This is a genomic window from Peterkaempfera griseoplana (assembly GCF_001418575.1).
GTDB lineage: Bacteria > Actinomycetota > Actinomycetes > Streptomycetales > Streptomycetaceae > Peterkaempfera > Peterkaempfera griseoplana.
In genome coordinates this window covers 1-22162 of the sequence record NZ_LIQR01000050.1, presented here as the reverse complement: position 1 = coordinate 22162, position 22162 = coordinate 1, and the positions used below count along the sequence as shown (strand labels likewise).

Genomic DNA, 22162 nt, shown 5'->3' with positions numbered 1-22162 from the left:
CCGTCCGCCGCCGGCCCGTCCGCCGCCGGCCCGTCCGAGGGGAACGGACCGGCGGCAGCGGCGCGGGGCCGGGCCTCAGGTGGGCAGCACCAGGCGGTTCTCGTACGCGAACACCACCGCCTGCACCCGGTCGCGCAGGCCGAGCTTGAGCAGCACCCGGCTGACATGGGTCTTCACCGTGGCCTCCGCCAGGCACAGCTCGGCGGCGATCTCCGCGTTGGACAGCCCCCGGGCCACCTGCAGCAGAACGCTGCGCTCACGGGCGGTCAGGGCCTGCACCGCCTGGTCGGCGCGGGGCCTGCCGCCGTCCGCGGGGAGCTGGGCGGCGAAGGTGTCCAGCAGCCGCCGGGTGACCCGCGGTGCCACCACCGCGTCACCTGCCGCCACCAGCCGGATGGCGCCGAGGAGTTCGTCCGGCTGGGCGTTCTTCAGCAGAAAGCCGGAGGCCCCGGCGCGCAGCCCGGCGAAGGCGTACTCGTCGAGGTCGAAGGTGGTCAGGATGATCACCTTGGTGTCGGGACAGTTCTCCACGATCTGCTGGGTGGCCTCGATGCCGTCCATACCGGGCATCCGGACGTCCATCAGCACCACGTCCGCCTGCTGCTCGGCGGCGAGCCGGACGGCCTGGGCGCCGTCCTCGGCCTCGCCCGCCACCTCGAGGTCCGGCTGGGAGTCGATGATCAGGGTGAAGGCGACACGCAGCAGAGGCTGATCGTCGACCAGCAGGACACGGAGGGTCATCCGGAGGTCAGCTCCTCGGGGTCGGCGGGCCGGGGACCCAGGTCCAGAGTGACGGCCACCCGCCAGCCGCCCCCCGGCAGCGGCCCGGCGTGCAGCTCGCCCCCGTACGCGGCGGCGCGTTCCCGCATCCCGGCCACCCCCTGGCCGGAGTGTCCGTCGGCGGCCCGCAGCGGGCGTCCGTCGTCCTCGACGGAGAGCTCCACGGCGCCGGCCGAGCAGTCCACCCGCACCTGTGCCCGCGCCCCCGGGGCGGCGTGCTTGAGCGTGTTGGTCAGCGACTCCTGGACCAGCCGGTAGACGGTGAGCTGCGCCGACGGCGGGACGGCCGCCGGGCTTCCCGTCACGGCCAGCCCGGTCGGCAGCCCGGCCGCCTCCACCTGGGCGACCAGGGCGGGCAGCTGACCCAGTCCCGGCTGCGGATGCCGCAGGGCGTCCGGCTCGTCGGCGCGCAGCACCCCGAGGAAGCGCCGCATGTCGGTGAGCGCCTGCCGGCCGGTCTCGGCGGACTGCCGCATCGCGGCCGTCGCCCGCTGCGGGGCGTGCGGGTTGGCGTAGACGGCCCCGTCGGCGAGGGCGACCATCACCGACAGGTTGTGGGTGACGATGTCGTGCATTTCGCGGGCGATCCGGGAGCGCTCCTCGGCCACCGCCAGCGCGGCCCGCTGGTCGCGCTGCAGTTCCAGCTCGCGGGCGCGCTGGTGCAGGGCCGCCAGCTGGGCCCGGCGGGCCCGGACGTTCAGCCCCAGCACCAGGGCGGCCAGGGTGGTGCCGGAGAGCAGCAGGAAGAGCCTGGCGGCGAACGCCAGCGTGTTCCCGTACGGAGGGGGCGGCCCCCACCGCAGCATCAGCAGCACCACCCCCAGCTCGGCCACCGCGAAGGCGGTCAGGGTGCGGCGGCGCGGGCAGTGCGCGGCGACGGTGTAGAGGGCGAACAGCACCGCCATGTCCGCGGGCATGCCGCTGGTGGTGAGCCACTGGACGAAGGCGACGGCGGCCATCACCCCGAAGACCGCGTACGGCGCCCGGCGGCGCAGGCCCAGCGGCAGCACCAGCCCCAGGTGGAACAGCGTCAGCCAGGGGTGCGCGGCCAGCAACCTGTGCTGGGGCGCGGCGGTGAGCGCCAGCAGGGCCAGGGCGCAGGCGAAGTCCACCGCGGTCGGGTAGCGCTCGTCGAGCACCCGCAGCCGCAGCCGCCCCGCCGCCGCGGCCCAGCGGGTGAGCAGCAGAGTGAACCCCCGGGCGGCGGGGGTCCGCCCGGGGGTGGCCGGGACGGCCCGGCAGGCTGTGACATCCACCGGACCATTCTCGTACGCGGGCCCGGCGGTCAAGCGTCCCGTCGCTTCAGGGCGACGGCGGCGCCGGCCAGAGCCGCCGCGGCGTAGCCGCACAGCACCGCGAAGCCGGTCCAGGGGGCGAGGTCGCCGGGGCCCTGCTGCACCACCGTCAGCGCCTGGCCCGCGTTGCTGGGCAGATAGGGCGCGATGGCGTCGTGCCAGTTGCTGGGGAGCGCCTCCGCCAGGCCGGGGACCACCAGCAGCAGGCCGAAGACGGTGGCGATACCGCCCGCGGTGCTGCGGATCAGCGAGCCCAGACCCACCGCCAGCAGCCCCACCACCGTGAGGTAGAGGCCCGCGCCGAGGACCGCCCGGGTGACCCCCGGGGCGGAGAACGTGGTGTCCACGTGCTTCGCCGACAGCACCGACTGGCCGACCAGGAAGGCGGTCACCGCCGAGGCCGTCGTGACCACCCAGGTGACGGCGCCGAAGACGGCGGCCTTGGCCCAGAGCACCGGCAGCCGCCTGGGCACGGCCGACAGCGAGGCGCGGATCATGCCGGTGGAGTACTCACCGCTGATCACCAGCACGCCCAGCACGCCGACGGCGAGCTGCGCCGGCAGGTAGCCGCGCAGGCTGTGCTCCACCGGCGTGAAGTGGGCCCGCTCCCCGGCGGGCAGCCGGTCCCAGTGGCTGACCGTCGCCCAGCAGAACAGGGTGCCCAGCGCCACCGTGAGCACGGCCGCGGCCAGCAGCGTCAGCCAACTGGAGCGCAGCGTACGGAACTTGATCCACTCGGAGTGCACCACCCGGGGCAGGGTGACCCGGCCCTCGGTGGGCCCGGCCGGTCCTGCGGTGCGGGCGGGGGCGGTGGCGGCGCTCATACGGTGGGCTCCTCGATCAGGGCGGGGGCCGCCGTGACGGCCTCGTACTCCACGGCGTCCCTGGTGATCTCCATGAACGCCTCCTCCAGCGACGCCTGCCGCGGGACCAGCTCGAAGAGCACCAGCGCGTGCTCGGCGGCCAGCCGCCCGACCTGCTCGCTGTCGGCGCCCTCGACCAGCAGCACCTGGACGTCGTCGTCGGGGGTGACGGTCACCCCGGGCAGGGTGCGCAGCAGTTCCCCGAGCCGCACCGAGTCGGGGGTGCGGACCCGTACGGCGCCGCCGCTCGACGCCCGGCGGGTGAACTCGGCGACCGAGGTGTCGGCGATCAGCCGTCCGCGTCCGATCACGATCAGATGCTCGGCGGTGAGGGCCATCTCGCTCATCAGATGCGAGGAGACCAGGACGGTGCGGCCCTCGGCGGCCAGCGACTTCAGCAGGTTGCGGATCCACAGGATGCCCTCGGGGTCGAGCCCGTTGACCGGTTCGTCGAGGATCAGGGTGGCCGGGTCGCCGAGCAGCGCCGAGGCGATGCCGAGCCGCTGACCCATGCCCAGGGAGAAGCCCCCGGCGCGCCTGCGGGCCACCTCCCGCAGCCCGACCGCCTCGATCACCTCCTCCACCCGGCGGCGCGGGATGCCATGGGTGGCGGCCAGCGCCAGCAGGTGGTTGAAGGCGCTGCGGCCGGTGTGCACGGCGCGGGCCTCCAGCATGGCGCCCACCTCGTGCAGCGGGGCGCGGTGCTCGGCGTACCGGCGGCCGTTGACGGTGGCATGGCCCGCGGTGGGGGCGTCCAGGCCGAGCAGCATGCGCATGGTGGTGGACTTGCCGGCGCCGTTGGGACCGAGGAACCCGGTCACCACGCCGGGGCGCACGCTGAAGCTGAGATCCGCGACGGCGGTCTTGGGGCCGTATCGCTTGGTGAGGCCGACGGCTTCGATCATGGGGGTTCCTCGTGGCCGGAGCTGGTTGCGCCTTCCACGCTAGGGACCCCCGCAGGGTGCCGCGAGCGCCGCCGGGCTGATTCGCCCGGCGGCCCACCGCGCCCTGCGATGCAGCCGGGGTACATCTCAGGGATGACCTGCCGCGCCGCACCGCGGCGGGCGGCCCGGCCGAGGCGGCGTCCCGGCCGGTGACGGCGGGTGGGCGCGGGGGCGGCGGGCTGCTCCGGCCGGGTGGCGCGGCCGGCCGCACCTCCGGGCGGGTCCCCGACAGGGACCCCGCGCCTGCGGGACGCCCGGCCGTCCGGGGGCGGACATGGGCACGGGCCCGGGGGAGCGTTCCCTCCCCGGGCCCGTGCTGCTTGTGCCGTGCGGTGTCGCTGCGCTGCCTACTTGAAGGAGTCCAGGTAGTACCGGGTCGGCGAGCCGACTCCGGTGGCGCTGTCGTAGCCCTTGACGGCGTTGAGGCTGGTGTCCTGACCGAAGCCGATCAGGCGGACCCGCAGCGCACCGTCGATGACGCCGAAGTCGGCGACGGCGTTCAGCGGGGCCTTGTCGTGTGCGGCGGCCTGGTCGATGACGTCATTGAAGGCCCGGGTGCCGGAGCGCGAGTAGAGCGCCGGGTTGGCGAAGCCGATGGGCCGGCCGTGCCGGGCCTGGATGGCGTCGGCCTGGACGGCGGAGAACTCCGGGGCCGAGACGCTGGTGCCGCCGTAGCCGCCCTCGCTGTACGGGGCGCCGTCGGACATGCCGACCAGCACCGAGGTGTACAGGTCGCCGTTCATCGAGACGTCCGGGGTGACCCGGCGGGCCGAGGAGGCCTTGGCGCCCGTCATCAGGGTGCCGGAGAGCGACCTGGGCACCGTGCCCTTCTGGTACCACGGCTGGGCGAAGTCCTCGCTGGTGCCGCCGCCGCCGCCGAAGTAGAAGTGGCCCGGGAGCGGGGACCAGCTGGTGCCGTCGGCCGACAGCGTGGAGCGCAGCGTCCCCATGTCGGTCTCGAAGCCGTAGGAGCCGTTCTTGTCGGCGGTGCCCAGCGCGGTGCCGCCGACCGAGGTGACCCACGAGGAGGAGTCGGGCCAGTTGGCCTGCGCCCTGGTGGTGCTGGGGTCGCAGTTGACGCCGGTGGCCGCGGCGGCGGGCGAGGAGTCGCCGCAGTCGCCGGCCGAGAAGTTGAAGCCGATGCCCTCGATCGCGCCCTGCTGGAACACCTGCTCGTAGGCGGCGATCAGGCCCGGGTCGATGTCACCCGTGGTCGAGTGCATGATCTCGCCCCAGGAGTTGGAGACCACGTCGGCGAGGTGCTTGTCCACGATGGTGGCGAGCGAGCTCAGCAGGTCCTGGTCGTTGCAGGAGTCGGCGCCGACGTAGACCACGTTGGCGTCCGGGGCGAGCCCGTGCACCATCTCGACGTCCAGCGCCTCCTCGCCGGCCCAGCCGTCGGCGCCGCCGCAGAGGTCCTCGCTGTTCCAGTTGGCCTGGTTGACGATCTCGGTGTACTGGCCGGGCCGGAAGGCCTTGTCCCCGTGGGCGGTGGCGAACTGGTTGGCGTCCGCCAGCATGGTGGAGGAGGCGTAGGCGTCCACGACGGCGACGGTGGCGCCCTTGCCGGTGAGGCCGGAGGCGGTGATGCCGTAGGCCTTGCGCAGCTGCGACGGGGCGAAGGAGCACTCGTCGTAGGTGGTCTTCTTGGTGTAGCCGACCGGGCCGCCGTCGACCTTCTTCTGGCCCCAGTAGTCGGAGCAGGTCGCGTCGGTGTTGATGCCGCCGCCGGACCTGCTGCCCGCACCGCTCGCGGAGGTGCGCACCCGCACGGAGTTCGGCTTGACCTTGGGGGTGACCGTGCTGAGCCCGGTGACGCCGAGGACGGCGGAGGAGACCTGGGCCGGAACCACCGCGTCGGCGGTGGGGGCGTGCCGGAGTGCGCCCCCGACGCTGTACTGGTGGATGCCGGTGCCGAACGCCTTGGCGTGCGCCGAGGCGCTGCCCCTGACCTCGATGTAGTGGGCGGTGGTGGCGGTGACGGTCAGTCCGGCTCCGGTGAGCCAGTTGCGCACGGCCGAGACCTGCTGCGCGGTGGCGCCGAACCGCTGCTGAACCTGCGCCGGGGTGAGGAACTTCCCGTACTGAGCGCTGCCCTCGGTGGAGACCGCCTGTGCGTAGGCGGCCAGACCGGCCGGGTCCTGGCCGGCCAGGTACACCCGGGCGGTCAGCTCGGTGGAGGCGGGGAGCGAGCCGCGGTCGGCCGAGGCCTTGGCCCACGCGGGGTGGGTGTGGGCCAGGGTGCGGGCTGCGGGCTTGGCTGCGGCCTCCGAGGGCATCGCGGCGGCCAGCGTTCCCACGGCCAGGGCGAGGGATGCCACCGTGGCGCCGGCTATCCGGCTGCGGCGGCTGCGGGCGTTCGGTGCATGAGTCATGAGGGACTCCCGGGACGAGGGTGAATCAGCAGGCGGCACATACTGCCGACTTGAGGGTCTGTGTTCAATGGGGCCTCCGTGGGAGGCGGTCGGGTCGCGGGCCGGGTTCACGCCCGGGACGGGGAGCACCCCGAGGCCGAGGTCGCGGGGACCGGCCGTACCGACGGGCGCGCACCCGGGGCGGCGCCTTTCCCCCTGCCGTCCGGGGCGGCGTCGCTGCCGCCCTCGCCGGGGGCGGGGCCCCGCGGATCGGCGGTGTTCACGCCCCGCCCTGCCCGGCGGCGAAAGCACCCGGCAGGGTCGTCGCCGGGGAGACCGGTGCCACGGCGAGGGTGGTCGGCCCACGACGGCGTGGCGGTGGGGACGGCAAGTGATGTCCTCCGGGGGTGCGCGGGGGGTACTGGCTGGTGCACATTCTTGGGATCCGGGGGAAGCCTTGCGAGGCTTTTCGCTGGCAGAGGTCCGCCATGCGGGATCCCGCCATCCGCACTGCGGTGCAGTCCGGGCGGAGTTGGGCGTGTTGCCCTGAATGTCGCCGATGGTGCGCGTGAGCAACTTTGTCGGTGATCGCGGCGCCGGCCGGGGCGCCCCGAGGCCACCACAGCTCTCCCGGCGGCGTGGTGACAGCCCGCCGACCCGGGGGAGCGGTCCACCGCGGCCGCCCTGCCCCGGCGCCCGTACGGCTGCGGCGTACGGCGGGCCGACCCCCACGAGCGCCCCCGGCGCGGGCGGGCCGCGGCGGCCGGTGAAGCCGCCGCGGCCCGTGGCCCGGGGTCCCGCCTCAGCGGCTCGAGGCGTACGCCTCCGTCAGGTCCCGCACCTCCACCGAGGCGTGGACCACCGTCCCGTCGGCCGCCGCGGTGTGCTTGTCCACCAGCTCCAGCACGGCCTGGACCAGCTCCTTCAGGGTCTCCGCGGTGCGGCCCCGCTTCAGAGCCACCTCCACATGCACCACGGCATGCTCGGGGGCGCCGTCGGCGACCACCGTCTCGACCCGGCGGAAGCGCGTCTTGCAGCGCTCGACCCGGGTGTTGACGATCCCGGCCGTCAGCGGGTGAAGCTCCAGGGCGAAGGCCCGGCGGTCCAGTACGTCTGCCAGCCGGTCCGAGTAGTCAACGGTGATCTGCGGCATCAAGGCCTCCCGGTGGGGTGCGGTGTCGCCGTCATCCTGCCGTACGGGCAGCGGTCACCGGCCGGTGCCGCCGCCGCCGACGGCCGGGGAGTGCTTGGCCGCGGCCGGGACCGGCTTGTCCTCACGGATCGCCTTCCACAGCAGACCGGCCTGCGGCTCGGCGGCGACCACCCGGTTGGGGTCGACCTTGTCGTAGGAGACCGGCAGCATGATGGTCTCCATGTGGTCGGGGTCCACCCCCTGGACGCTGCGGCCGAACTTGCTGAGCGCGGTGAGCGAGCCCAGTTCGGAGTCGGTGGTGAGCAGCTTGGTCGCGGAGTCCGCCATCTTGTAAAGCTTCACCGGGCTGCCCAGCACGTTCTGCTTCTTCACCTCGCTCAGCAGCGCGGTCATGAACTGCTGCTGCAGGCCTATGCGTCCCAGGTCGCTGCCGTCGCCGACACCGTGCCGGGTGCGGACGAAGGCCAGCGCCTGGGTGCCGTCCAGCCGGTGGGTGCCCGGGGCGAGATGGAGTCCGCTGTGCTTGTCGTCGATCTGGACGGAGGTGTGGACGGTGACCCCGCCCAGGGCGTCCACCAGGTCCTTGAACCCCACGAAGTCGATCTCGACATAGTGGTCCAGGCGCACGCCGGACATCTTCTCGACCGTCTTCACCACACACGCCGGACCGGCGAGGCTGTAGACCGAGTTGAACATCACCCGGTTCGCGGCCGGAAGGGTGCGGCCGTCCCGCGTCGTGCAGGAGGGCCGGCTGACCAGGGTGTCCCGGGGGATGCTCACCACCGTGGCCTGCTTGTGGCCGGCGGGTATGTGCACCACCATCGCGGTGTCCGAGCGGGCGCCGCTGACCGCGCCGCCGCCCAGGTCCTGGTTGCCGCCCGCACGCGAGTCGGAGCCCAGCACCAGGATGTCCTTGGCCCCGGCGGCGGACGGCAGCTTCTTCGGCCGGTCCGGGCCGAGCTGCCGGTCCAGGTCCACGCTGTGGTCCAGGTTGGAGTTGAGGTGGTGGTACGCCGCGTAACCCGCCCCGGCCGTGCCCAGCACCAGCACGCCCACCACCAGACCGGTGATCTTCAGCCATCGGCGGCGGCGCCGGCGGCCCTGCGGGCCGGGCTGCTCCGTACCGGAGCCCTTCCCGGCCTGCGCCGCCGGGCCCTGTGCCGGCACGGCGCCCGACGCCGGGCCGTTCTGCCCCGACGGCTCCTGGTCGGCCAGCTCATGGTCGGTCTGTGTCATGGCGGTCTCGACACTCCTCGCGGTGCTTGTGGACGTGGGTCGCGCGGGAGTGCGGAAGGCGCGGGTGGTTCCCGGCGCCCCGGATTCCACCCCCCTGGCCTCCGGGAACTATAGAGGGAGCCGCCGTGGCGGCAGGAGGCCAGCCCCGGACGCGGTGCTAAGGTCTGGCCGATCCGGGAGCAAGGGAGGGAGAGCGGACGTGGCCAGAGACGAGAGGCGCACCTCGGCGGGGACTTCGCCCACGGGTACGTCCCGAGCCGCCGCCGGGCCCGTCGCCCGGTCCCCCCTGGCACCGCAGTGGCTCACCCTCGGCCGGGACGGACGGCTCAGCGCCTATGCCTCCGGCGACGGGGCGCTGCTGTGCTGGACGGAGGAGGCACCGGGCTCCGCACAGTGGCTCGGCCCCGACCCGGTACCGCTCCCCGCGGGTGCGCTGGCCCCGACCCTCGCCCAGGAACCGGGGCTCGGCTATGTGCATCTGGCCGTGCTGCGCCCGGCCCCTGACGCACGCTCCCGCCACGCCGTCCTGGTGTCCACCCGCTACCAGACCGGCCGCACCCTGAGCGACTGGCGTCCGCTCGACCTGCCGGAGGCCGTCGACCAGCTGGACGAGGCCCAGGCCGAGCCCCGGCTGAGCGTCGGCCCCGACGGGGAACTGCTGCTCTTCGTCCAGCACTTGGGCAAGGGCCTGTGGATGCGGATCCGCGACGAGCAGGGCCGCTGGGGCGCCTGGAAGGGCATGCAGGGCGCCTGGGTGCGGGACCCTGTGGCGGCACGCGCCGGGGAGGACGGCAGCGCCGAGCTGCTCGCCCCCTACCGCGGCGGCGCGGTGCACTGGCGGCGCTCCGCCGCCGGGAAGCCCTTCGAGCGGCTGAAGCTGCAGCCCGAGGCCAAGGCCGCCGCCCGCAGCTACTCGGCACTGGAGACCGGCCCCGGCTCCACCACCTGGTTCTGGCGCGCCGCCGACGGCGCGGCCGTGCACGCCTGGCGTCCCCCGGAGACGGCGGGCGAGCCCGCCGACCCGGTGTCGGTCGGGGGCGAGGGCGGCACCGGACCGGTCGCCGCCGCCCGGGCCGTGATCGACGGCCATGACTGCACCGTGCTGCTCCAGCGGGGCGCCGACGGTCGTACCGAGGTCGCGGCCTATCCCACCCTGGCCGAGGACGGCGGGGTGTGGTGGACCCCGACCGGCCCGCCCGGCACCGGGACGCCAGGGCTGTGCCACGACGCCCAGGGCCGCCTCACGCTGGCCTCGCTCGGTGCCGACGGAAGCCTCTCGATCTCCCGGCAGAAGACCGGGGAGGAGGGCCTGGCGTTCGGCCCCTGGAGCAGGGTGGGGCGATAGCGTCCCCCGCCGGCGCGGGCATCGCGCCGTGAACGCCGCCACCCGGCCGCGCACCCCGGCGGCCGTCCGGCGTGCCCCGCTGCGGTCAGCGGTGGCCGGCCGGGGCGGCGCGGCCGATCACCGTACCGGCGCGGTCGATGCAGAGCACGTCGACGGCGACCGGTGCGCCGCGCAGCACCTGCAGGGCCTGCTCGCGGGCACGCCGCGCGACCAGGTCGCCGAGCGGCACCCCGGCCTCCCCGCACAGCCGGGCCGCCTCCAGGGCGGTGTTGGCGCCGGCGACGGCCGCCGCGAGTGCGCCGTCGGCGCCGCCGTGGCGGGCCAGTTCGGCGAGCAGGGCCCGGTCGACCTGGGAGCGGCCGGAGTGCAGGTCGAGATGGCCGGCGGCGAGCTTGGAGAGCTTGGCGAATCCGCCCGCCACGGTCAGCCGGGGCACGGGGTGGCGGCGCAGGTACTTCAGGACCGCACCGGCGAAGTCCCCCATGTCCAGCAGGGCGTCCTCGGGGAGTCCGTACTCGGCGACGGCCACCCGCTCCGAAGTGGAACCGGTGCATCCGGCGACATGGGTGCGGCCCGCCGCCCGGGCCACGTCGACACCCCGCCGGATGGACTCGATCCAGGCCGAACAGGAGTAGGGCACCACCACACCGGTGGTCCCCAGGACGGAGAGGCCGCCGAGGATGCCCAGCCGCGGGTTCCAGGTGGAGCGGGCGATCTCCTCGCCGCCGTCGACGGAGAGTTCCAGTTCCACGTCGCCGCTGCCGCCGTGCAGGGCGGCCACCTCGGCCACCGCGGCCCGCATCAGCTGCCGCGGCACCGGGTTGACGGCCGGTTCGCCGACCGGCACCGGCAGCCCCGGCTTGGTCACCGTCCCCACGCCGGGGCCGGCCCGGAAGACCACGCCCGAGCCGGGGGCCCCGGCCCGTACGGTCGCCCGCACCAGGGCGCCGTGGGTGACATCGGGGTCGTCACCCGCGTCCTTGACCACCCCCGCCATCGCCTGACCGATCGTCAGTTCCTCTACGGCCAGGGCGAAGGACGGACGTTCGCCGCGCGGCAGGGTGATGGTCACCGGGTCGGGGAAGGCGCCGGTGAGCAGTGCGGTGTAGGCGGCGGTGGTGGCCGCGGTCGCACAGGCGCCCGTGGTCCAGCCGGGACGCAGCCCGGTGCGCCGCAACTGGGCGGCCCTGCCGCCCCCGGCCTGCTGCTCCCGGTCCTGCTGCTCCCGCTCTCCGGCCTGCCGCTCTCCGGTCGGCCGCTCCTCAGCCATGGAGGCCGCCGGTGCGGGTGCTGATCCTGGGCGGGACGCAGGAGGCCCGCCGGCTGGCGGCCGTCCTCGCCGGCGACCCCGCCGTGGAGGTGACCGTCTCGCTGGCCGGGCGGGTGGCGCAGCCCCGGCTGCCCGCGGGACGGTTGCGCGTCGGCGGGTTCGGCGGGGCCGCCGGACTGGCCGACTGGCTGCGTGCACACCCCGTGGACGCGGTCATCGACGCCACCCACCCCTTCGCCCGGTCCATCTCCGTCCATGCGGCCGAGGCGGCCGCCGCGCTCCATCTTCCCCTGCTGGCCCTGCGGCGCCCCGGGTGGGCCGCCGTACCGGGGGACCGCTGGCACCGGGCCGACTCCCTCGGCCACGCCGCCGCCCTGCTGCCCGCCCTCGGGCAGCGGGTCTTCCTGACCATCGGGCGGCAGGAGATCTCGGTCTTCGCCGGGCTGACCGGCCTCTGGTTCCTCGCCCGGTCGATCGAGCCGCCGGAGCCGCCGCTGCCGCCCCGCACCAGGGTGCTGCTGGACCGGGGGCCGTTCACGGTGGCGGGGGAGCGGGCGCTGCTGCGCGAGCACCGCATCGACGTGGTGGTGTCCAAGGACAGCGGCGGCGCCGCCACCGCCGCCAAGCTCACCGCCGCCCGTGAGCTGGGCCTGCCGGTGCTGCTGGTACGCCGTCCGCCACTGCCCGCCGGGGTCCCGGTCGCCGCCGACCCCGCCGCCGCCGCGGACTGGCTGCGCCGGCTCCCCCCGCCGGGGCGCGGCTGACCGCGGCGGCACGGGCACGGGCAGGGCGCAGCGAGGCCCCCGCACGGACGGTGGGCTGAACCAGGCTCAGCGGAGGCGTTCAGGTCCGGCGGCGCCGTACCGTCGTGGGTGTGCCGGGTGGAGCGGCGGCCGTGCCCCGTGCCCGCCGGCGCCGGGTCACTCCGTCTCGTCGGCGATCGCATTGACCGCGGCGGCGGCCATCGCACTGCCGCCCCGTCGCCCGTGCACCACCAGGTGGTCCAGCCCCGAGGGGTGCCCGGCCAGCGCCAGTTTGGACTCGGCGGCGCCGACGAAGCCGACCGGTACCCCGACCACCAGCGCCGGCCGGGGGCCGCCGGCCTCCACCAGCTCCAGGAGCCGGAAGAGCGCGGTGGGGGCGTTGCCCACCGCCACCACGGCGCCGTCCAGCCGGTCGCCCCACAGTTCCACCGCGGCGGCGCTGCGGGTGGTGCCGAGCCGTTCGGCCAGTCCTGCGACGGCGGGGTCGCCGAGGGTGCACACCACGTCGTTCCCGGCGGGCAGACGGCGGCGGGTGATCCCGGCGGCGACCATGGACACATCGCAGAGCACCGGCGCCCCCGCCCGCAGTGCGGCCCGCCCCCGGGCCACCGACTCGGGGCTGAAGGCCAGGTCGCGTACCAGGTCCACCATCCCGCAGGCGTGGATCATCCGTACGGCGACCTGCGACACCTCGGGCGGCAGCCCGCCGAGGTCCGCCTCGGCGCGGATGGTGGCGAACGACTGCCGGTAGATCTCCGCGCCGTCCTTCTCGTACGCGGTCACGGCGACCTCCGGGCCTGCGCTGGGTGTCGGGGCATGGCCGGGAGCCTATCGAGCACCCACCGCCGCTCGGTCAGGGGTGCACTGGGGAGGACGGGGGCCGGGCGGCGGACGGCCGCTGGGTGGCGCAGTCCTCCAGAAGCCGTCCGATCTCCGGGGAGAGCAGCCGATAGCGCACGATCCGTCCGTCCTTCTCGCCCGCCACCACCCCGGCGGTGCGCAGCAGCCGCAGCGCCTGGGAGACGGCGGGGTCGCGCATGCCGGTGGCGACGGCCAGGTCGGAGACGGCGACGGGCCCGGCCCGGCGGAGGGCGAGCAGCAGGGCGAGGCGGCCGGGGTCGGCGAGGAGGGCGAACCGGTCGGCCCAGGTGCGTACGAGGTCGGGGTCGCCGATCGCCTCGATGGCCTCGCACACTCGGTGGTCGTCGATGGTGCGCTGTCCCGCGCGTCCCTCGGGTACGAGATGCATGGCGTCATCCTTCCAGCCACCCCGGTGTGATCCCGACCACCACATACACCTGCGCAACCGCGCAGCCTTGCAGGGGGTCGCCGGCGCCCCTAGGGTGGTCGGGCCGTGGTGTTCGGGAAGACCGGTGACGGACCCTCAAAGGTCCCAGGCCGGAGCGGCCCTCGCCACTGTGATCGGGGAGCTCCCGTCCCGTCCCGCCGTCACCACGACGGCGGGGCCACTGGCCGCAGCCTGCGGCCGGGAAGGCAGGGCCGGGCGCGTGAACACCCGTCAGCCAGGAGACCGGCCACGGCATCTCACGAGTCGATCCACGAGGTGCTGGAGCGTGATCACCGGATGACCCTGCCCACTTTCCGATGGCGCAGGGAGGACACCCTGCGCACGGCTGCCCTGCTCACCGCCGTCGCCGTCCTCCACGCGCTGGCCTTCGGCATTCTGCTGCTGCTGGTCGCGCCCCACCGCTATGCGGTGGGCACCCAGGTCTTCGGGGTGGGCCTCGGTCTCACCGCCTACACCCTGGGCATGCGGCACGCCTTCGACGCCGACCACATCGCCGCCATCGACAACACCACCCGCAAGCTGATGGCGGACGGCCGGCGGCCGGTCTCGGTCGGCTTCTGGTTCGCCCTCGGCCACTCCAGCATGGTGGTGGTGATGGCCGCCCTGGTGGCCGGCGGCGCCCAGCTGGCCGGCGCGCTGATGAGCGACACCTCCCGCACCCACCGGGTGCTGTCGCTGCTCGGCACCACCGTCTCCGGATCCTTCCTCTACCTGATCGCGGCGCTCAACCTGGTGGCCCTGGTGGGCATCCTGCGCGTCTTCAGGGCGATGCGGGACGGACGCTACGACGAGGCCGAGCTGGAGGCGCACCTGGACTCGCGCGGCTTCATGAACCGCATCCTGGGCCGCTTCACCCGCTCGGTCACCCGGTCCTGGCAGATGTTCCCGGTGGGCCTGCTCTTCGGCCTGGGCTTCGACACCGCCACCGAGGTCACCCTGATGGTGATGGCCGGCTCCGGTGCAGCGGCGGGGCTGCCCTGGTACGCCGTCCTCTGTCTGCCGCTGCTCTTCGCGGCGGGGATGTCGCTCTTCGACACCCTGGACGGCACCTTCATGAACGTGGCCTACCAGTGGGCGTTCTCCAACCCGGTGCGCAAGGTCTACTACAACCTCACCGTCACCGGCCTCTCCATCGCGGTGGCCTTCCTCATCGGCACCGTCGAGCTGGTCACCGTGCTCCACGACCGGCTCGGCCTCAGGGACTCCGTCACCGGCTGGGTCGCGGGCCTGGACCTGGACAACGTGGGCTTCGTGGTCGTGGGGCTCTTCGTCGTCGTCTGGGCCGCGGCCCTCGCCTACTGGCGGCTGGCCAGGGTGGAGCAGCGCTGGAGCCTGCGCCCGGCCGCCGAGGACTGACAGCCGCAGCCGCAGCCTCTCCGCCGCCCCGCGCCGGGGCAGGGCTCAGGAGAGGCCGCGGCCGCTGCGGAAGCGCCGCGCGGCGTCGGTGAGGTCGACGACCGGCTCGGGATAGTCGAGCTCCGCCCGCAGCCCCGGGTCCAGCAGCCACGGCCGGTGCACGGCCGGGCCCGCCACGGAGGCCAGCTCCGGCACCCAGCGGCGGACGTAGTCCCCCCGCGGGTCGAACCGCCGGGCCTGGACCAGCGGATTGAGCACCCGGTTGGGCCGGGTGTCGGTGCCGGTGCCGGCCACCCACTGCCAGTTGAGCTGGTTGTTCGCCAGGTCGCCGTCGACCAGCAGCCGCAGGAAGTGCGCCGCGCCCGCCCGCCAGTCCGCGTACAGGGTCTTCACCAGGAAGCTCGCGGTCAGCAGCCGGGCCCGGTTGTGCATCCAGCCCTCGTGCGCCAGCTGACGCATCCCGGCGTCCACCACCGGGTACCCGGTGCGGCCCTCGCGCCAGGCGGCGAACTCCTCCTCGTCGGCCACCCAGCGGTCGCCGTGCGGCCGGTAGTCCCGGTGGGCCGCCGCGGGGCGCGCGGCCAGCACCTGGTGGTGGAAGTCCCGCCAGGCCAGCTGCCGGGCGAAGGCCGCCGCGCCCGGCCCCGCGGCCGCCTCGGCCACCCGCACCAGCTCGGTGGGGGAGAGGCAGCCGAAGTGCAGATAGGGGCTGAGCCGGGAGGTGGCGTCGCCCGCCAGGTCGTCATGGCGCTCCTCGTACGCCTCCAGCGGGCCCTCCAGCCAGTCCCGCAGCCGGCGGCGCCCCTCCGCCTCCCCACCGCGCGGCAGTGCCGGCGACGGATCGCCCCCGGCCGCCGACATCAGCTGGGCACGCACCCCGGCCAGTGGCTCGCCGCGCACCCCGGCGGGTACGGGCACCCGCCGCGGCGCCGGCGCGGGCTCCCGCCTCGGCTGCCCCTCCCAGCGCCGCAGATAGGGGGTGAAGACCGCGAAGTGGTCCCTGCCCACCGGGGTGACCGCGCCGGGGGCGACCGCGGTGACCACCGCGTCATGGATGTGCAGCCGACCGCCCAGCGCCCCGCGCAGCCGGTCCTCGCGGCGCTGCGCATGGCCGCTCACCCCGGCGGCGAGGTGGACCGCGGCGGCGCCCGTCTCCTCGGCGAGCCGTGCCACGGTGGCGGCCGGGTCGCCGCGCCGCACCACCAGCCGGCCGCCGCGGGTGCGCAGCGAGGCGTCGAGGTCCTCCAGGCAGTCGGCGAGGAAGGCGGCACGGTTGGGGGCGCAGAATCCGGAGCCCAGCACGCCGTCGTCCAGAACGAACAGCGGCACCACCGCGTCGGCCCCGTCCACGGCGGCGCGCAGCACCGGCTGGTCGTGGACGCGGAGGTCGGAGGTGAAGAGGGCGATGGCCGAGGGCATACCGCCACCGTGGCGCGGTGCGGCCACGGGGCGGCGGTGCCACGCCGGGGCGGCCGCGAACGGTGCCGCCGGGGCGGTACCGACGAGCGGTACCGGGGGCGGGCCCGCCCGGCGGCCGCACCGCGCGGGCGGGGGCGAGCCGCCGCACACCGCGCACAGCGGTGTCAGCGGGGCTCGGCCCGCGATGTCACTCGGGCTCGGCCCGCAGCCGCTCGCAGCGGCGCAGGCCCGCTGCGATGTCCGACTGCGGATCCCAGAGCATCTCCACCACGCGGTCCTCCCAGGCGTCCAGGTCGGCAGTGACCAGGTCGGCCTTCTGCTGCGGGGTGCCGGGGGAGTGCTCGGTGATCAGCGGGTGCGTCAGCAGGACGCCGACGGCGTAGGCACGAGGTACCTTGCCGTTCTGTACGGCGCGTCCCCAGAACGCCAGGGCTTCGACATATGGGACGAAGGTCATCGCGGTCTCCGTTCGTGAGGGGTGGAGTCCGCCCCCGTCGGGGTCGTGGTGAGCATCCCCCGGTCGTCGTAAGAACCGCGTAGGGAACCCCGGCTCCCGCCGGACCCGGCCCGGGCGGCGGGAACCGCGGCGGCTCAGCCGCCGGTCAGCCGGTCCCGCAGCACCCGCTTCAGGATCTTGCCGCTGGCGTTCCGCGGCAGCCCGTCCACCAGCAGCACCCGCTTGGGGGCCTTGAAGTGGGCGAGCCGCTCGCGGGCGTGGTCCAGCAGCTGCTGCTCGGTCACCTCGCCGCGCGCCACCACCACCGCGGTGACGGCCTCGATCCAGCGCTCGTCCGGCAGGCCCACCACCGCCACCTCGGCCACCGCCGGGTGCTCGTACAGCACGTCCTCCACCTGCCGGGAGGCCACCAGCACTCCGCCCGAGTTGATGACGTCCTTCACGCGGTCGACCACGGTGAGATAGCCGTCGGCGTCCCGCACGGCCAGGTCGCCGGAGTGGAACCAGCCGTCCCGGAACGCCTCCGCGGTCTCCTCGGGCTTGTCCCAGTAGCCCTCGCAGAGCTGCGGGGAGCGGTAGACCACCTCGCCGGGGGTGCCGTCGGGTACGTCCCGGCCCTGCTCGTCCACCACCCTGGCCTCCACGAAGAGCACGGGGCGGCCGCAGGAGTCCATCCGGCCCTCGTGTTCGTCGGGGCCCAGCACGGTCGCCAGCGGGCCGATCTCGCTCTGTCCGAAGCAGTTCCAGAACGCCAGCCCCGGCAGCCGCGCCCGCAGCCGCTCCAGCACCGGGACCGGCATGATCGAGGCGCCGTAGTAGGCCTTGCGCAGCGCCGACAGGTCCCGCCCGGCGAACGACGGGTGGCCCGCCAGCCCGATCCACACGGTGGGCGGCGCGAAGACGCTGTCGACCTGCCCGGACTCCACCAGATCCAGCACCCGGACCGGGTCGGGGGCGTCCAGGACGGTGTTCTCCGCACCCACCGCCAGATACGGCAGCAGAAAGACGTGCAGCTGGGCCGAGTGGTAGAGCGGCAGCGAGTGCAGCGGGCGGTCGGACTCCCGCAGGTCCAGGGCGACCACGGCGCTGACGTACTCGTGCACCAGCGCGCGGTGGGTCATCATCGCGCCCTTGGGCAGCGCGGTGGTGCCGGAGGTGTACAGCAGCTGCACCAGGTCCTCGCTCTCGGAGCCGGTGCCGGGCAGCGCGGCGGTGCCCGGCGGCGCCGCGAGCACCGCCGACAGCAGGGAGTCCCCGGTGTCGCGCAGCGGCAGCACCAGCAGGCCGGGGAGGTCCGGGCCGAGGGCCTCCGCCAGCCGGCCGCGCAGTGCCGGGTCGGTGAGCACCGCCCGGCTGCCGGACTGCTCCAGCAGATACCGCAGGTCCTCGCCGGTGAGGCCGTGGTTGACCGGCACATGGACCAGTCCCGCGCGGGCACAGCCGAGGAAGCCGATCAGATAGGCGTCGGAGTTGTGGCCGTAGGCGGCCACCCGGTCGCCGCGCCGCAGGCCGAGGTCCAGCAGCGCGGCGGCGGCGGCGGACACCGCCTCGTCCAGCTCCCGGTAGGTCCAGGTCCGGTCGGCGTAGCGGATCGCCGTCCGGTCCGGCACCCGCCCGGCGGTGCGCCGCAGGACCCCGTCGACGGTGCTGCTGCGTACTGCGACCACGATGCCTCCCGATCCCCGCCGGCCGGCCGCCGGCTGCGATGCAGCGTGGACCGCGGACCCGGGCCGGTCAAGCCCCCGCACCGGCCGCGTGGCCGCCGTCCGGGTGGCTGCCGGAATGGAAGCCGCGGCCCAGGGCAGCCGATCCGCATGCCAGTGCTGAGAATGATCGCCCGCCCCATGCTCGCCTCGATGTTCGTCGTCGGCGGGCTCGACGCCGTGCGCCGCCCCGCACGGCTGGCGCCCATGGCCGACAAGGTCGTCAAGCCGCTCGCCGAGCGGTTCCCCGGCGTCGTGCCGGAGAGCACCGAGCAGGCGGTGCGGCTCAACGGTGCGGTGCAGCTGACAGCCGGGGTGCTGCTGGCGCTCGGCCGCAGGCCCAGGCCGGCCGCGCTGGCGCTGGCGGCCACGCTGGTGCCGGTCACCTGGGCGGGGCACCGCTTCTGGGAGGCCGAGGACCCGGCGGAGCGGGAGCAGCAGCTGATCCATCTGCTGAAGAACGTCTCCATGATGGGCGGTCTGCTGCTGGCCGCCGCGGACACCGCAGGCCGGCCCTCGCTGGCCTGGCGGGGCCGCCATGCCGTGCACTCGGCCCGCCACGACGTCGCGGTGGCCGCCCGTACGGCGCGGGCCACCCGCGGCCCGGCGATGGCGGCGGGCCGGTTGCAGGGGCGGATCGCCGGGTGACCCCGACTCAGCGGGGCGGCGGGCAGCCGACGCGCAGCAGCCGGAAGTCGATGCGCTCGTAGGGTCCCCGGGTGCCCGTCTCGTACAGCACCCCGACCACCGCGGGCGCCACCTCGGCCAGGTCCGAGTAGCCCGCGGGGTCCTCGGTGACCACGGCGCCCGGTGCCCAGTGGCGGCCGCCGTCCTCGCTGTGACGTACCGTCAGCAGCCTTCGCGCGGACGGGTCCTGGGGCGAGGAGAAGAGCAGTGGCCGGCAGGACGGCCCCCGCGTCTGGAGCAGCGCGCCCTCCACCACCGGCGCCACCAGCCCCGGCAGCGGACGGAACGGCGCCGTGAAGGACTCGCCGCCGTCGGTGCTGTAGGTGAACGCCCGGGTGGCGGGGTCGCGGCCGTACTGGTCGCGGGTGTTGAGGTGGAGGCTTCCGTCGGGCAGCTGCGCGGCGGTGGTCTCGTCGGGGTTGACCACGCCGTCGGCGTGGTCGTCCACCGCGCCGATCCGCCAGGTCCGGCCGTGGTCGTCGCTGAGCAGCAGATGTGCCCCGTGCACCCGCCCGCGGTCGGCCGAGTGGTCGGCCGGGACCACCAGGCGCCCCGAGCGCAGGGCGATCCCGTGGCCGGGACCGGTGGCGTACCAGATCCAGCCGGGCCGCTTCACCTGAGCGGTGATCTCCGCCGGGGCGGTCCACTCCGCGCCCGCGTCGGCGCTGGACTGGAGGAAGACCCTGCGGTCGCGGGCTCCCGCCGGGGTGCCGGGCTGGCGTTCGGTCAGCAGCAGCACGGTACGGGTGACCGGGTCCACCACCGGCGTCGGATTGCCCGCGGTGTCCGTACCGTTCCCCTCGACCACCTGCAGCGGACCCCAGGTGCAGCCGCCGTCCAGGGAGCGGCGCAGCACCACGTCGATGTCGCCGTGGTCTGCGGGCCCGTTGCGGCGCCCCTCGGCGAACGCCAGCAGCACGCCGCCGGCGCTGACCAGGGCGGGGATGCGGTACACCGCGTAGCCGCCCTCGCCGGAGACATAGGGCGTGGAGTGGAGGCACCCGGGGGCCGCACGGCCGGCGGCCACCGGGCCGGCGCCCGCCGCCGCGGCGGAGCGGAGTGGTGACCCGGCGAGGGGTGGTGACCCGGCGGCGGTGAGGGCGGCGGTCAGCAGAGCCGCGCCGATCATGATGCGCACGTCCGCAGGATCGCCCCGGCAGCCGGAACCGCACAATCCGGGTCAGTCGATCGGGTGGGCGGGCGGAGTCCCGGCCTCCCGATCCGGTGGCCGGGTCCCTCCGGCTGGGGAAGGATGGCAGCGGGCCGACGGCTCGGAACGGCCCGCCGTTGCTGCAGAGGGGAGCCCGCCATGGGCACGTCCGGTGATGCCCACGCGAACGACACCTATGACGTGGTCGTCATCGGTGCCGGACCGGTCGGTGAGAACGTCGCCGACCGCGCCCGGGCCGCGGGGCTGACCGTGGTGGTCGTGGAGCGTGAACTGGTAGGCGGCGAGTGCTCCTACTGGGCGTGCATCCCCAGCAAGGCGATGCTCCGCCCGGCCGCCGCGCTCGCCGAGACCCGCCGGGTCGCGGGCGCCCGGGAGGCGGTCATCGGCCGGCTGGACGCCGCCGCGGTACTGGCCCGGCGCGACGGGTTCACCTCGCACTGGAAGGACGACGGGCAGGTCGCCTGGCTCAAGGGCATCGGCGCGGAGCTGGTGCGCGGCCACGGCCGGCTGGACGGTCCGCGCCGGGTCGTGGTGGACACCGCCGACAACGGACGGCTGGTGCTGACGGTCCGTCATGCCGTCGCCGTGTGCACGGGCAGCCGCGCCCTCGTCCCCGACCTGCCGGGGGTCGCCGAGGCGCGGCCGTGGACCAGCCGTGAGGCCACCGACTCCGAGTCGGTGCCGGGGCGGCTGGTGGTCGTCGGCGGGGGTGTGGTCGGCGTGGAGATGGCCACCGCCTGGCAGGCGCTGGGCTCCTCCGTCACCCTGCTGGTGCGCGGTTCCGGCCTGCTGCCCCGGCTGGAGCCCTTCGCCGGGGAACTGGTCGCCGAGTCGCTCCGGGAGTCGGGGGTCGACGTCCGTACCGGGGTGGGGGTGCGCGAGCTGCGGCGGCCGGGCGCGGCGGGGCCGGTCACCCTGGCGCTGGACGGCGCGGGGGGCGGGAGGCTGGAGGCCGACGAGGTGCTCTTCGCCACCGGCCGCGCACCGCGCACCGAGGACATCGGACTGGAGACGGTGGGGCTGGAGCCGGGCTCCTGGCTGGAGGTGGACGACACCTGCCGCGTCCGCGACGTCGACGGGGGCTGGCTGTACGCGGTGGGCGACGTCAACCACCGGGCGCTCCTCACCCACCAGGGCAAGTACCAGGCGAGGATCACCGGCGACGTGATCGGCGCCCGGGCCACCGGCGGCCGCGTCGACACCCAGCGCTGGGGGGCGCATGTGACGACGGCCGACGGCGGGGCCGTACCGCAGGTCGTCTTCACCGACCCTGAGGTCGCCGCGGTCGGACTCTCGGCGGAGCAGGCGCAGCAGGCCGGCCACCGGGTGCGGGTCGTCGACTACGACCTGGGGAACGTCGCCGGAGCGAGCCTGTACGCGGACGGCTACCGGGGCCGTGCCCGGATGGTGGTCGACGAGGAGCGCGAGGTGCTGCTGGGGGTCACCTTCGTCGGCGCCGGGGTCGCGGAACTGCTGCACTCCGCGACCGTCGCGGTGGCGGGCGAGGTGCCGCTGAGCAGGCTCTGGCACGCCGTGCCGTCCTTCCCCACGATCAGCGAGATCTGGCTGCGGCTGCTGGAGAGCTACCGGGGCTGAGCGACGTGCCAGGCCACCGCGGGCGGCCGCACCGCGGTGTGCCGTCCGGCGCGGTGAGCGAGAGCCGGGCCTCCAGTACGGCACCGGTGTCCCCGGCGGCGGCCGGCGCCTCCGGGCGGAGGTCGCCGAGCAGCAGCTTGGCCCGGCGGAACATGGCGAACCGGCCCCCGGCCGACTCGCCCCGGGTGAGGTGGAGGAACCGGCCGCCCCGGCGGCCGTGCATCGCGGGGCCGCCGAAGTCGGGCTGCTCCCCGCCGGCCATCAGCACCTCCGTGGTGAAGACCGCCTCGGTGGCGTCCCCCGGGACCGCCCCCACGGGGTCCGGGCCCACCTGGAGCGCCACATGGACGTCCCGGTGCCCGGCGCTCGTCCTGCCGGGCAGGTCACGGCCGATGATGCGGAGGGTGAGGGTCCGGGAGGTCTTGGGGGGCCTTCCTGGTGCTGTCTTTTATAGACATCT

General features: G+C 75.1%; 20 protein-coding genes and 1 riboswitch. Of the genes, 5 read left to right on the top strand and 15 right to left on the bottom strand.

Going from position 1 to position 22162, the window contains the following annotated elements; all coding sequences use genetic code 11:
- Window positions 1-75: 75 nt before the first annotated feature.
- The 7 genes from AOK09_RS04015 to AOK09_RS03985 all read right to left on the bottom strand — a co-directional run bounded on the left by AOK09_RS04015 (window position 76) and on the right by AOK09_RS03985 (window position 8625).
- The gene (locus AOK09_RS04015) at window positions 76-741 is read right to left on the bottom strand and encodes a response regulator (protein ID WP_055585704.1); all 666 of its coding nucleotides are present in this window, start codon (window positions 739-741) and stop codon (window positions 76-78) included.
- Window positions 738-2036, bottom strand: a complete 1299-nt coding sequence (locus AOK09_RS04010) for a sensor histidine kinase (RefSeq protein WP_055585703.1) — start codon at window positions 2034-2036, stop codon at window positions 738-740. The genes AOK09_RS04015 and AOK09_RS04010 overlap by 4 nt, the downstream gene beginning before the upstream one ends.
- A gap of 29 nt (window positions 2037-2065) precedes the next feature.
- Window positions 2066-2899 (bottom strand): ABC transporter permease subunit, encoded by an 834-nt coding sequence (locus tag AOK09_RS04005; RefSeq protein WP_055585702.1) that lies wholly within the window; start codon window positions 2897-2899, stop codon window positions 2066-2068.
- Window positions 2896-3843 (bottom strand): ABC transporter ATP-binding protein, encoded by a 948-nt coding sequence (locus tag AOK09_RS04000; RefSeq protein ID WP_055585701.1) that lies wholly within the window; start codon window positions 3841-3843, stop codon window positions 2896-2898. Before AOK09_RS04000 ends, AOK09_RS04005 begins: the two co-directional genes overlap by 4 nt.
- A gap of 386 nt (window positions 3844-4229) precedes the next feature.
- Window positions 4230-6257: a S53 family peptidase gene (locus AOK09_RS03995; RefSeq protein ID WP_055585700.1), complete on the bottom strand. Its 2028-nt coding sequence runs from the start codon at window positions 6255-6257 to the stop codon at window positions 4230-4232.
- Window positions 6258-7038: 781 nt separating this feature from the next.
- On the bottom strand, window positions 7039-7389 hold the full coding sequence (locus AOK09_RS03990; RefSeq protein WP_055585699.1) for a 5-carboxymethyl-2-hydroxymuconate Delta-isomerase: 351 nt from the start codon (window positions 7387-7389) through the stop codon (window positions 7039-7041).
- 54 nt (window positions 7390-7443) lie between these two features.
- Window positions 7444-8625 (bottom strand): LCP family protein, encoded by a 1182-nt coding sequence (locus tag AOK09_RS03985; protein WP_079062716.1) that lies wholly within the window; start codon window positions 8623-8625, stop codon window positions 7444-7446.
- A 199-nt stretch (window positions 8626-8824) separates the two neighbouring features.
- Here AOK09_RS03985 and AOK09_RS03980 point away from each other — a divergent pair, with 199 nt between their 5' ends.
- On the top strand, window positions 8825-9970 hold the full coding sequence (locus tag AOK09_RS03980) for a hypothetical protein (RefSeq protein ID WP_055585698.1): 1146 nt from the start codon (window positions 8825-8827) through the stop codon (window positions 9968-9970).
- Between the two features lie 85 nt (window positions 9971-10055).
- On the opposite strand, the gene AOK09_RS03975 is transcribed toward AOK09_RS03980, so the two are convergent.
- A complete protein-coding gene (locus tag AOK09_RS03975) occupies window positions 10056-11240 on the bottom strand; it encodes a cobalt-precorrin-5B (C(1))-methyltransferase (protein WP_055585697.1) in 1185 nt (394 codons plus the stop codon).
- An 11-nt stretch (window positions 11241-11251) separates the two neighbouring features.
- On the opposite strand from AOK09_RS03975, the gene AOK09_RS03970 reads away from it, so the two are divergent.
- Window positions 11252-12004: a cobalt-precorrin-6A reductase gene (locus AOK09_RS03970; RefSeq protein ID WP_055585696.1), complete on the top strand. Its 753-nt coding sequence runs from the start codon at window positions 11252-11254 to the stop codon at window positions 12002-12004.
- Window positions 12005-12160: 156 nt separating this feature from the next.
- Here AOK09_RS03970 and AOK09_RS03965 read toward each other — a convergent pair whose 3' ends face one another.
- Entirely contained in the window at window positions 12161-12787 is a 627-nt protein-coding gene (locus AOK09_RS03965; RefSeq protein ID WP_055585695.1) for a precorrin-8X methylmutase, read from the bottom strand.
- A 70-nt stretch (window positions 12788-12857) separates the two neighbouring features.
- The gene (locus tag AOK09_RS03960) at window positions 12858-13253 is read right to left on the bottom strand and encodes an ArsR/SmtB family transcription factor (protein WP_055585694.1); all 396 of its coding nucleotides are present in this window, start codon (window positions 13251-13253) and stop codon (window positions 12858-12860) included.
- A gap of 89 nt (window positions 13254-13342) precedes the next feature.
- Window positions 13343-13558, top strand: a riboswitch (cobalamin riboswitch).
- Window positions 13559-13589: 31 nt separating this feature from the next.
- Here AOK09_RS03960 and nicT point away from each other — a divergent pair.
- Window positions 13590-14669: a Nickel transporter NicT gene (gene nicT / locus AOK09_RS03955; RefSeq protein ID WP_055585706.1), complete on the top strand. Its 1080-nt coding sequence runs from the start codon at window positions 13590-13592 to the stop codon at window positions 14667-14669.
- A gap of 45 nt (window positions 14670-14714) precedes the next feature.
- Here nicT and AOK09_RS03950 read toward each other — a convergent pair whose 3' ends face one another.
- The 3 genes from AOK09_RS03950 to AOK09_RS03940 form a co-directional block, all read right to left on the bottom strand.
- The gene (locus tag AOK09_RS03950; protein ID WP_055585693.1) at window positions 14715-16088 is read right to left on the bottom strand and encodes a cryptochrome/photolyase family protein; all 1374 of its coding nucleotides are present in this window, start codon (window positions 16086-16088) and stop codon (window positions 14715-14717) included.
- 187 nt (window positions 16089-16275) lie between these two features.
- A complete protein-coding gene (locus AOK09_RS03945) occupies window positions 16276-16545 on the bottom strand; it encodes a hypothetical protein (protein WP_055585692.1) in 270 nt (89 codons plus the stop codon).
- A gap of 134 nt (window positions 16546-16679) precedes the next feature.
- Entirely contained in the window at window positions 16680-18212 is a 1533-nt protein-coding gene (locus AOK09_RS03940) for an acyl-CoA synthetase (RefSeq protein WP_055585691.1), read from the bottom strand.
- A gap of 147 nt (window positions 18213-18359) precedes the next feature.
- On the opposite strand from AOK09_RS03940, the gene AOK09_RS03935 reads away from it, so the two are divergent.
- The gene (locus tag AOK09_RS03935) at window positions 18360-18896 is read left to right on the top strand and encodes a DoxX family protein (protein WP_055585690.1); all 537 of its coding nucleotides are present in this window, start codon (window positions 18360-18362) and stop codon (window positions 18894-18896) included.
- 7 nt (window positions 18897-18903) lie between these two features.
- Here AOK09_RS03935 and AOK09_RS03930 read toward each other — a convergent pair whose 3' ends face one another.
- Window positions 18904-20064, bottom strand: coding sequence for a sialidase family protein (locus AOK09_RS03930; RefSeq protein WP_079062715.1), 1161 nt, complete (start codon window positions 20062-20064; stop codon window positions 18904-18906).
- 180 nt (window positions 20065-20244) lie between these two features.
- On the opposite strand from AOK09_RS03930, the gene AOK09_RS03925 reads away from it, so the two are divergent.
- Window positions 20245-21702, top strand: a complete 1458-nt coding sequence (locus AOK09_RS03925; protein ID WP_055585689.1) for a dihydrolipoyl dehydrogenase family protein — start codon at window positions 20245-20247, stop codon at window positions 21700-21702.
- Here the strand turns inward: AOK09_RS03925 and AOK09_RS03920 are convergent.
- A complete protein-coding gene (locus tag AOK09_RS03920) occupies window positions 21659-22099 on the bottom strand; it encodes a DUF5990 family protein (RefSeq protein ID WP_063795825.1) in 441 nt (146 codons plus the stop codon). The genes AOK09_RS03925 and AOK09_RS03920 overlap by 44 nt on opposite strands.
- Window positions 22100-22162: the final 63 nt, after the last annotated feature.

Bases quoted from the DNA above. Each gene is read 5' to 3' on its own strand.
- AOK09_RS04015 (WP_055585704.1), bottom strand. From the start codon at position 741: ATGACCCTCCGTGTCCTGCTGGTCGACGATCAGCCTCTGCTGCGTGTC.
- AOK09_RS04005 (WP_055585702.1), bottom strand. From the start codon at position 2,899: ATGAGCGCCGCCACCGCCCCCGCCCGCACCGCAGGACCGGCCGGGCCC.
- AOK09_RS04000 (WP_055585701.1), bottom strand. From the start codon at position 3,843: ATGATCGAAGCCGTCGGCCTCACCAAGCGATACGGCCCCAAGACCGCC.
- AOK09_RS03995 (WP_055585700.1), bottom strand. From the start codon at position 6,257: ATGACTCATGCACCGAACGCCCGCAGCCGCCGCAGCCGGATAGCCGGC.
- AOK09_RS03990 (WP_055585699.1), bottom strand. From the start codon at position 7,389: ATGCCGCAGATCACCGTTGACTACTCGGACCGGCTGGCAGACGTACTG.
- AOK09_RS03985 (WP_079062716.1), bottom strand. From the start codon at position 8,625: ATGACACAGACCGACCATGAGCTGGCCGACCAGGAGCCGTCGGGGCAG.
- AOK09_RS03975 (WP_055585697.1), bottom strand. From the start codon at position 11,240: ATGGCTGAGGAGCGGCCGACCGGAGAGCGGCAGGCCGGAGAGCGGGAG.
- AOK09_RS03960 (WP_055585694.1), bottom strand. From the start codon at position 13,253: ATGCATCTCGTACCCGAGGGACGCGCGGGACAGCGCACCATCGACGAC.
- nicT (WP_055585706.1), top strand. From the start codon at position 13,590: ATGACCCTGCCCACTTTCCGATGGCGCAGGGAGGACACCCTGCGCACG.
- AOK09_RS03950 (WP_055585693.1), bottom strand. From the start codon at position 16,088: ATGCCCTCGGCCATCGCCCTCTTCACCTCCGACCTCCGCGTCCACGAC.
- AOK09_RS03945 (WP_055585692.1), bottom strand. From the start codon at position 16,545: ATGACCTTCGTCCCATATGTCGAAGCCCTGGCGTTCTGGGGACGCGCC.
- AOK09_RS03935 (WP_055585690.1), top strand. From the start codon at position 18,360: ATGCCAGTGCTGAGAATGATCGCCCGCCCCATGCTCGCCTCGATGTTC.
- AOK09_RS03930 (WP_079062715.1), bottom strand. From the start codon at position 20,064: ATGATCGGCGCGGCTCTGCTGACCGCCGCCCTCACCGCCGCCGGGTCA.
- AOK09_RS03925 (WP_055585689.1), top strand. From the start codon at position 20,245: ATGGGCACGTCCGGTGATGCCCACGCGAACGACACCTATGACGTGGTC.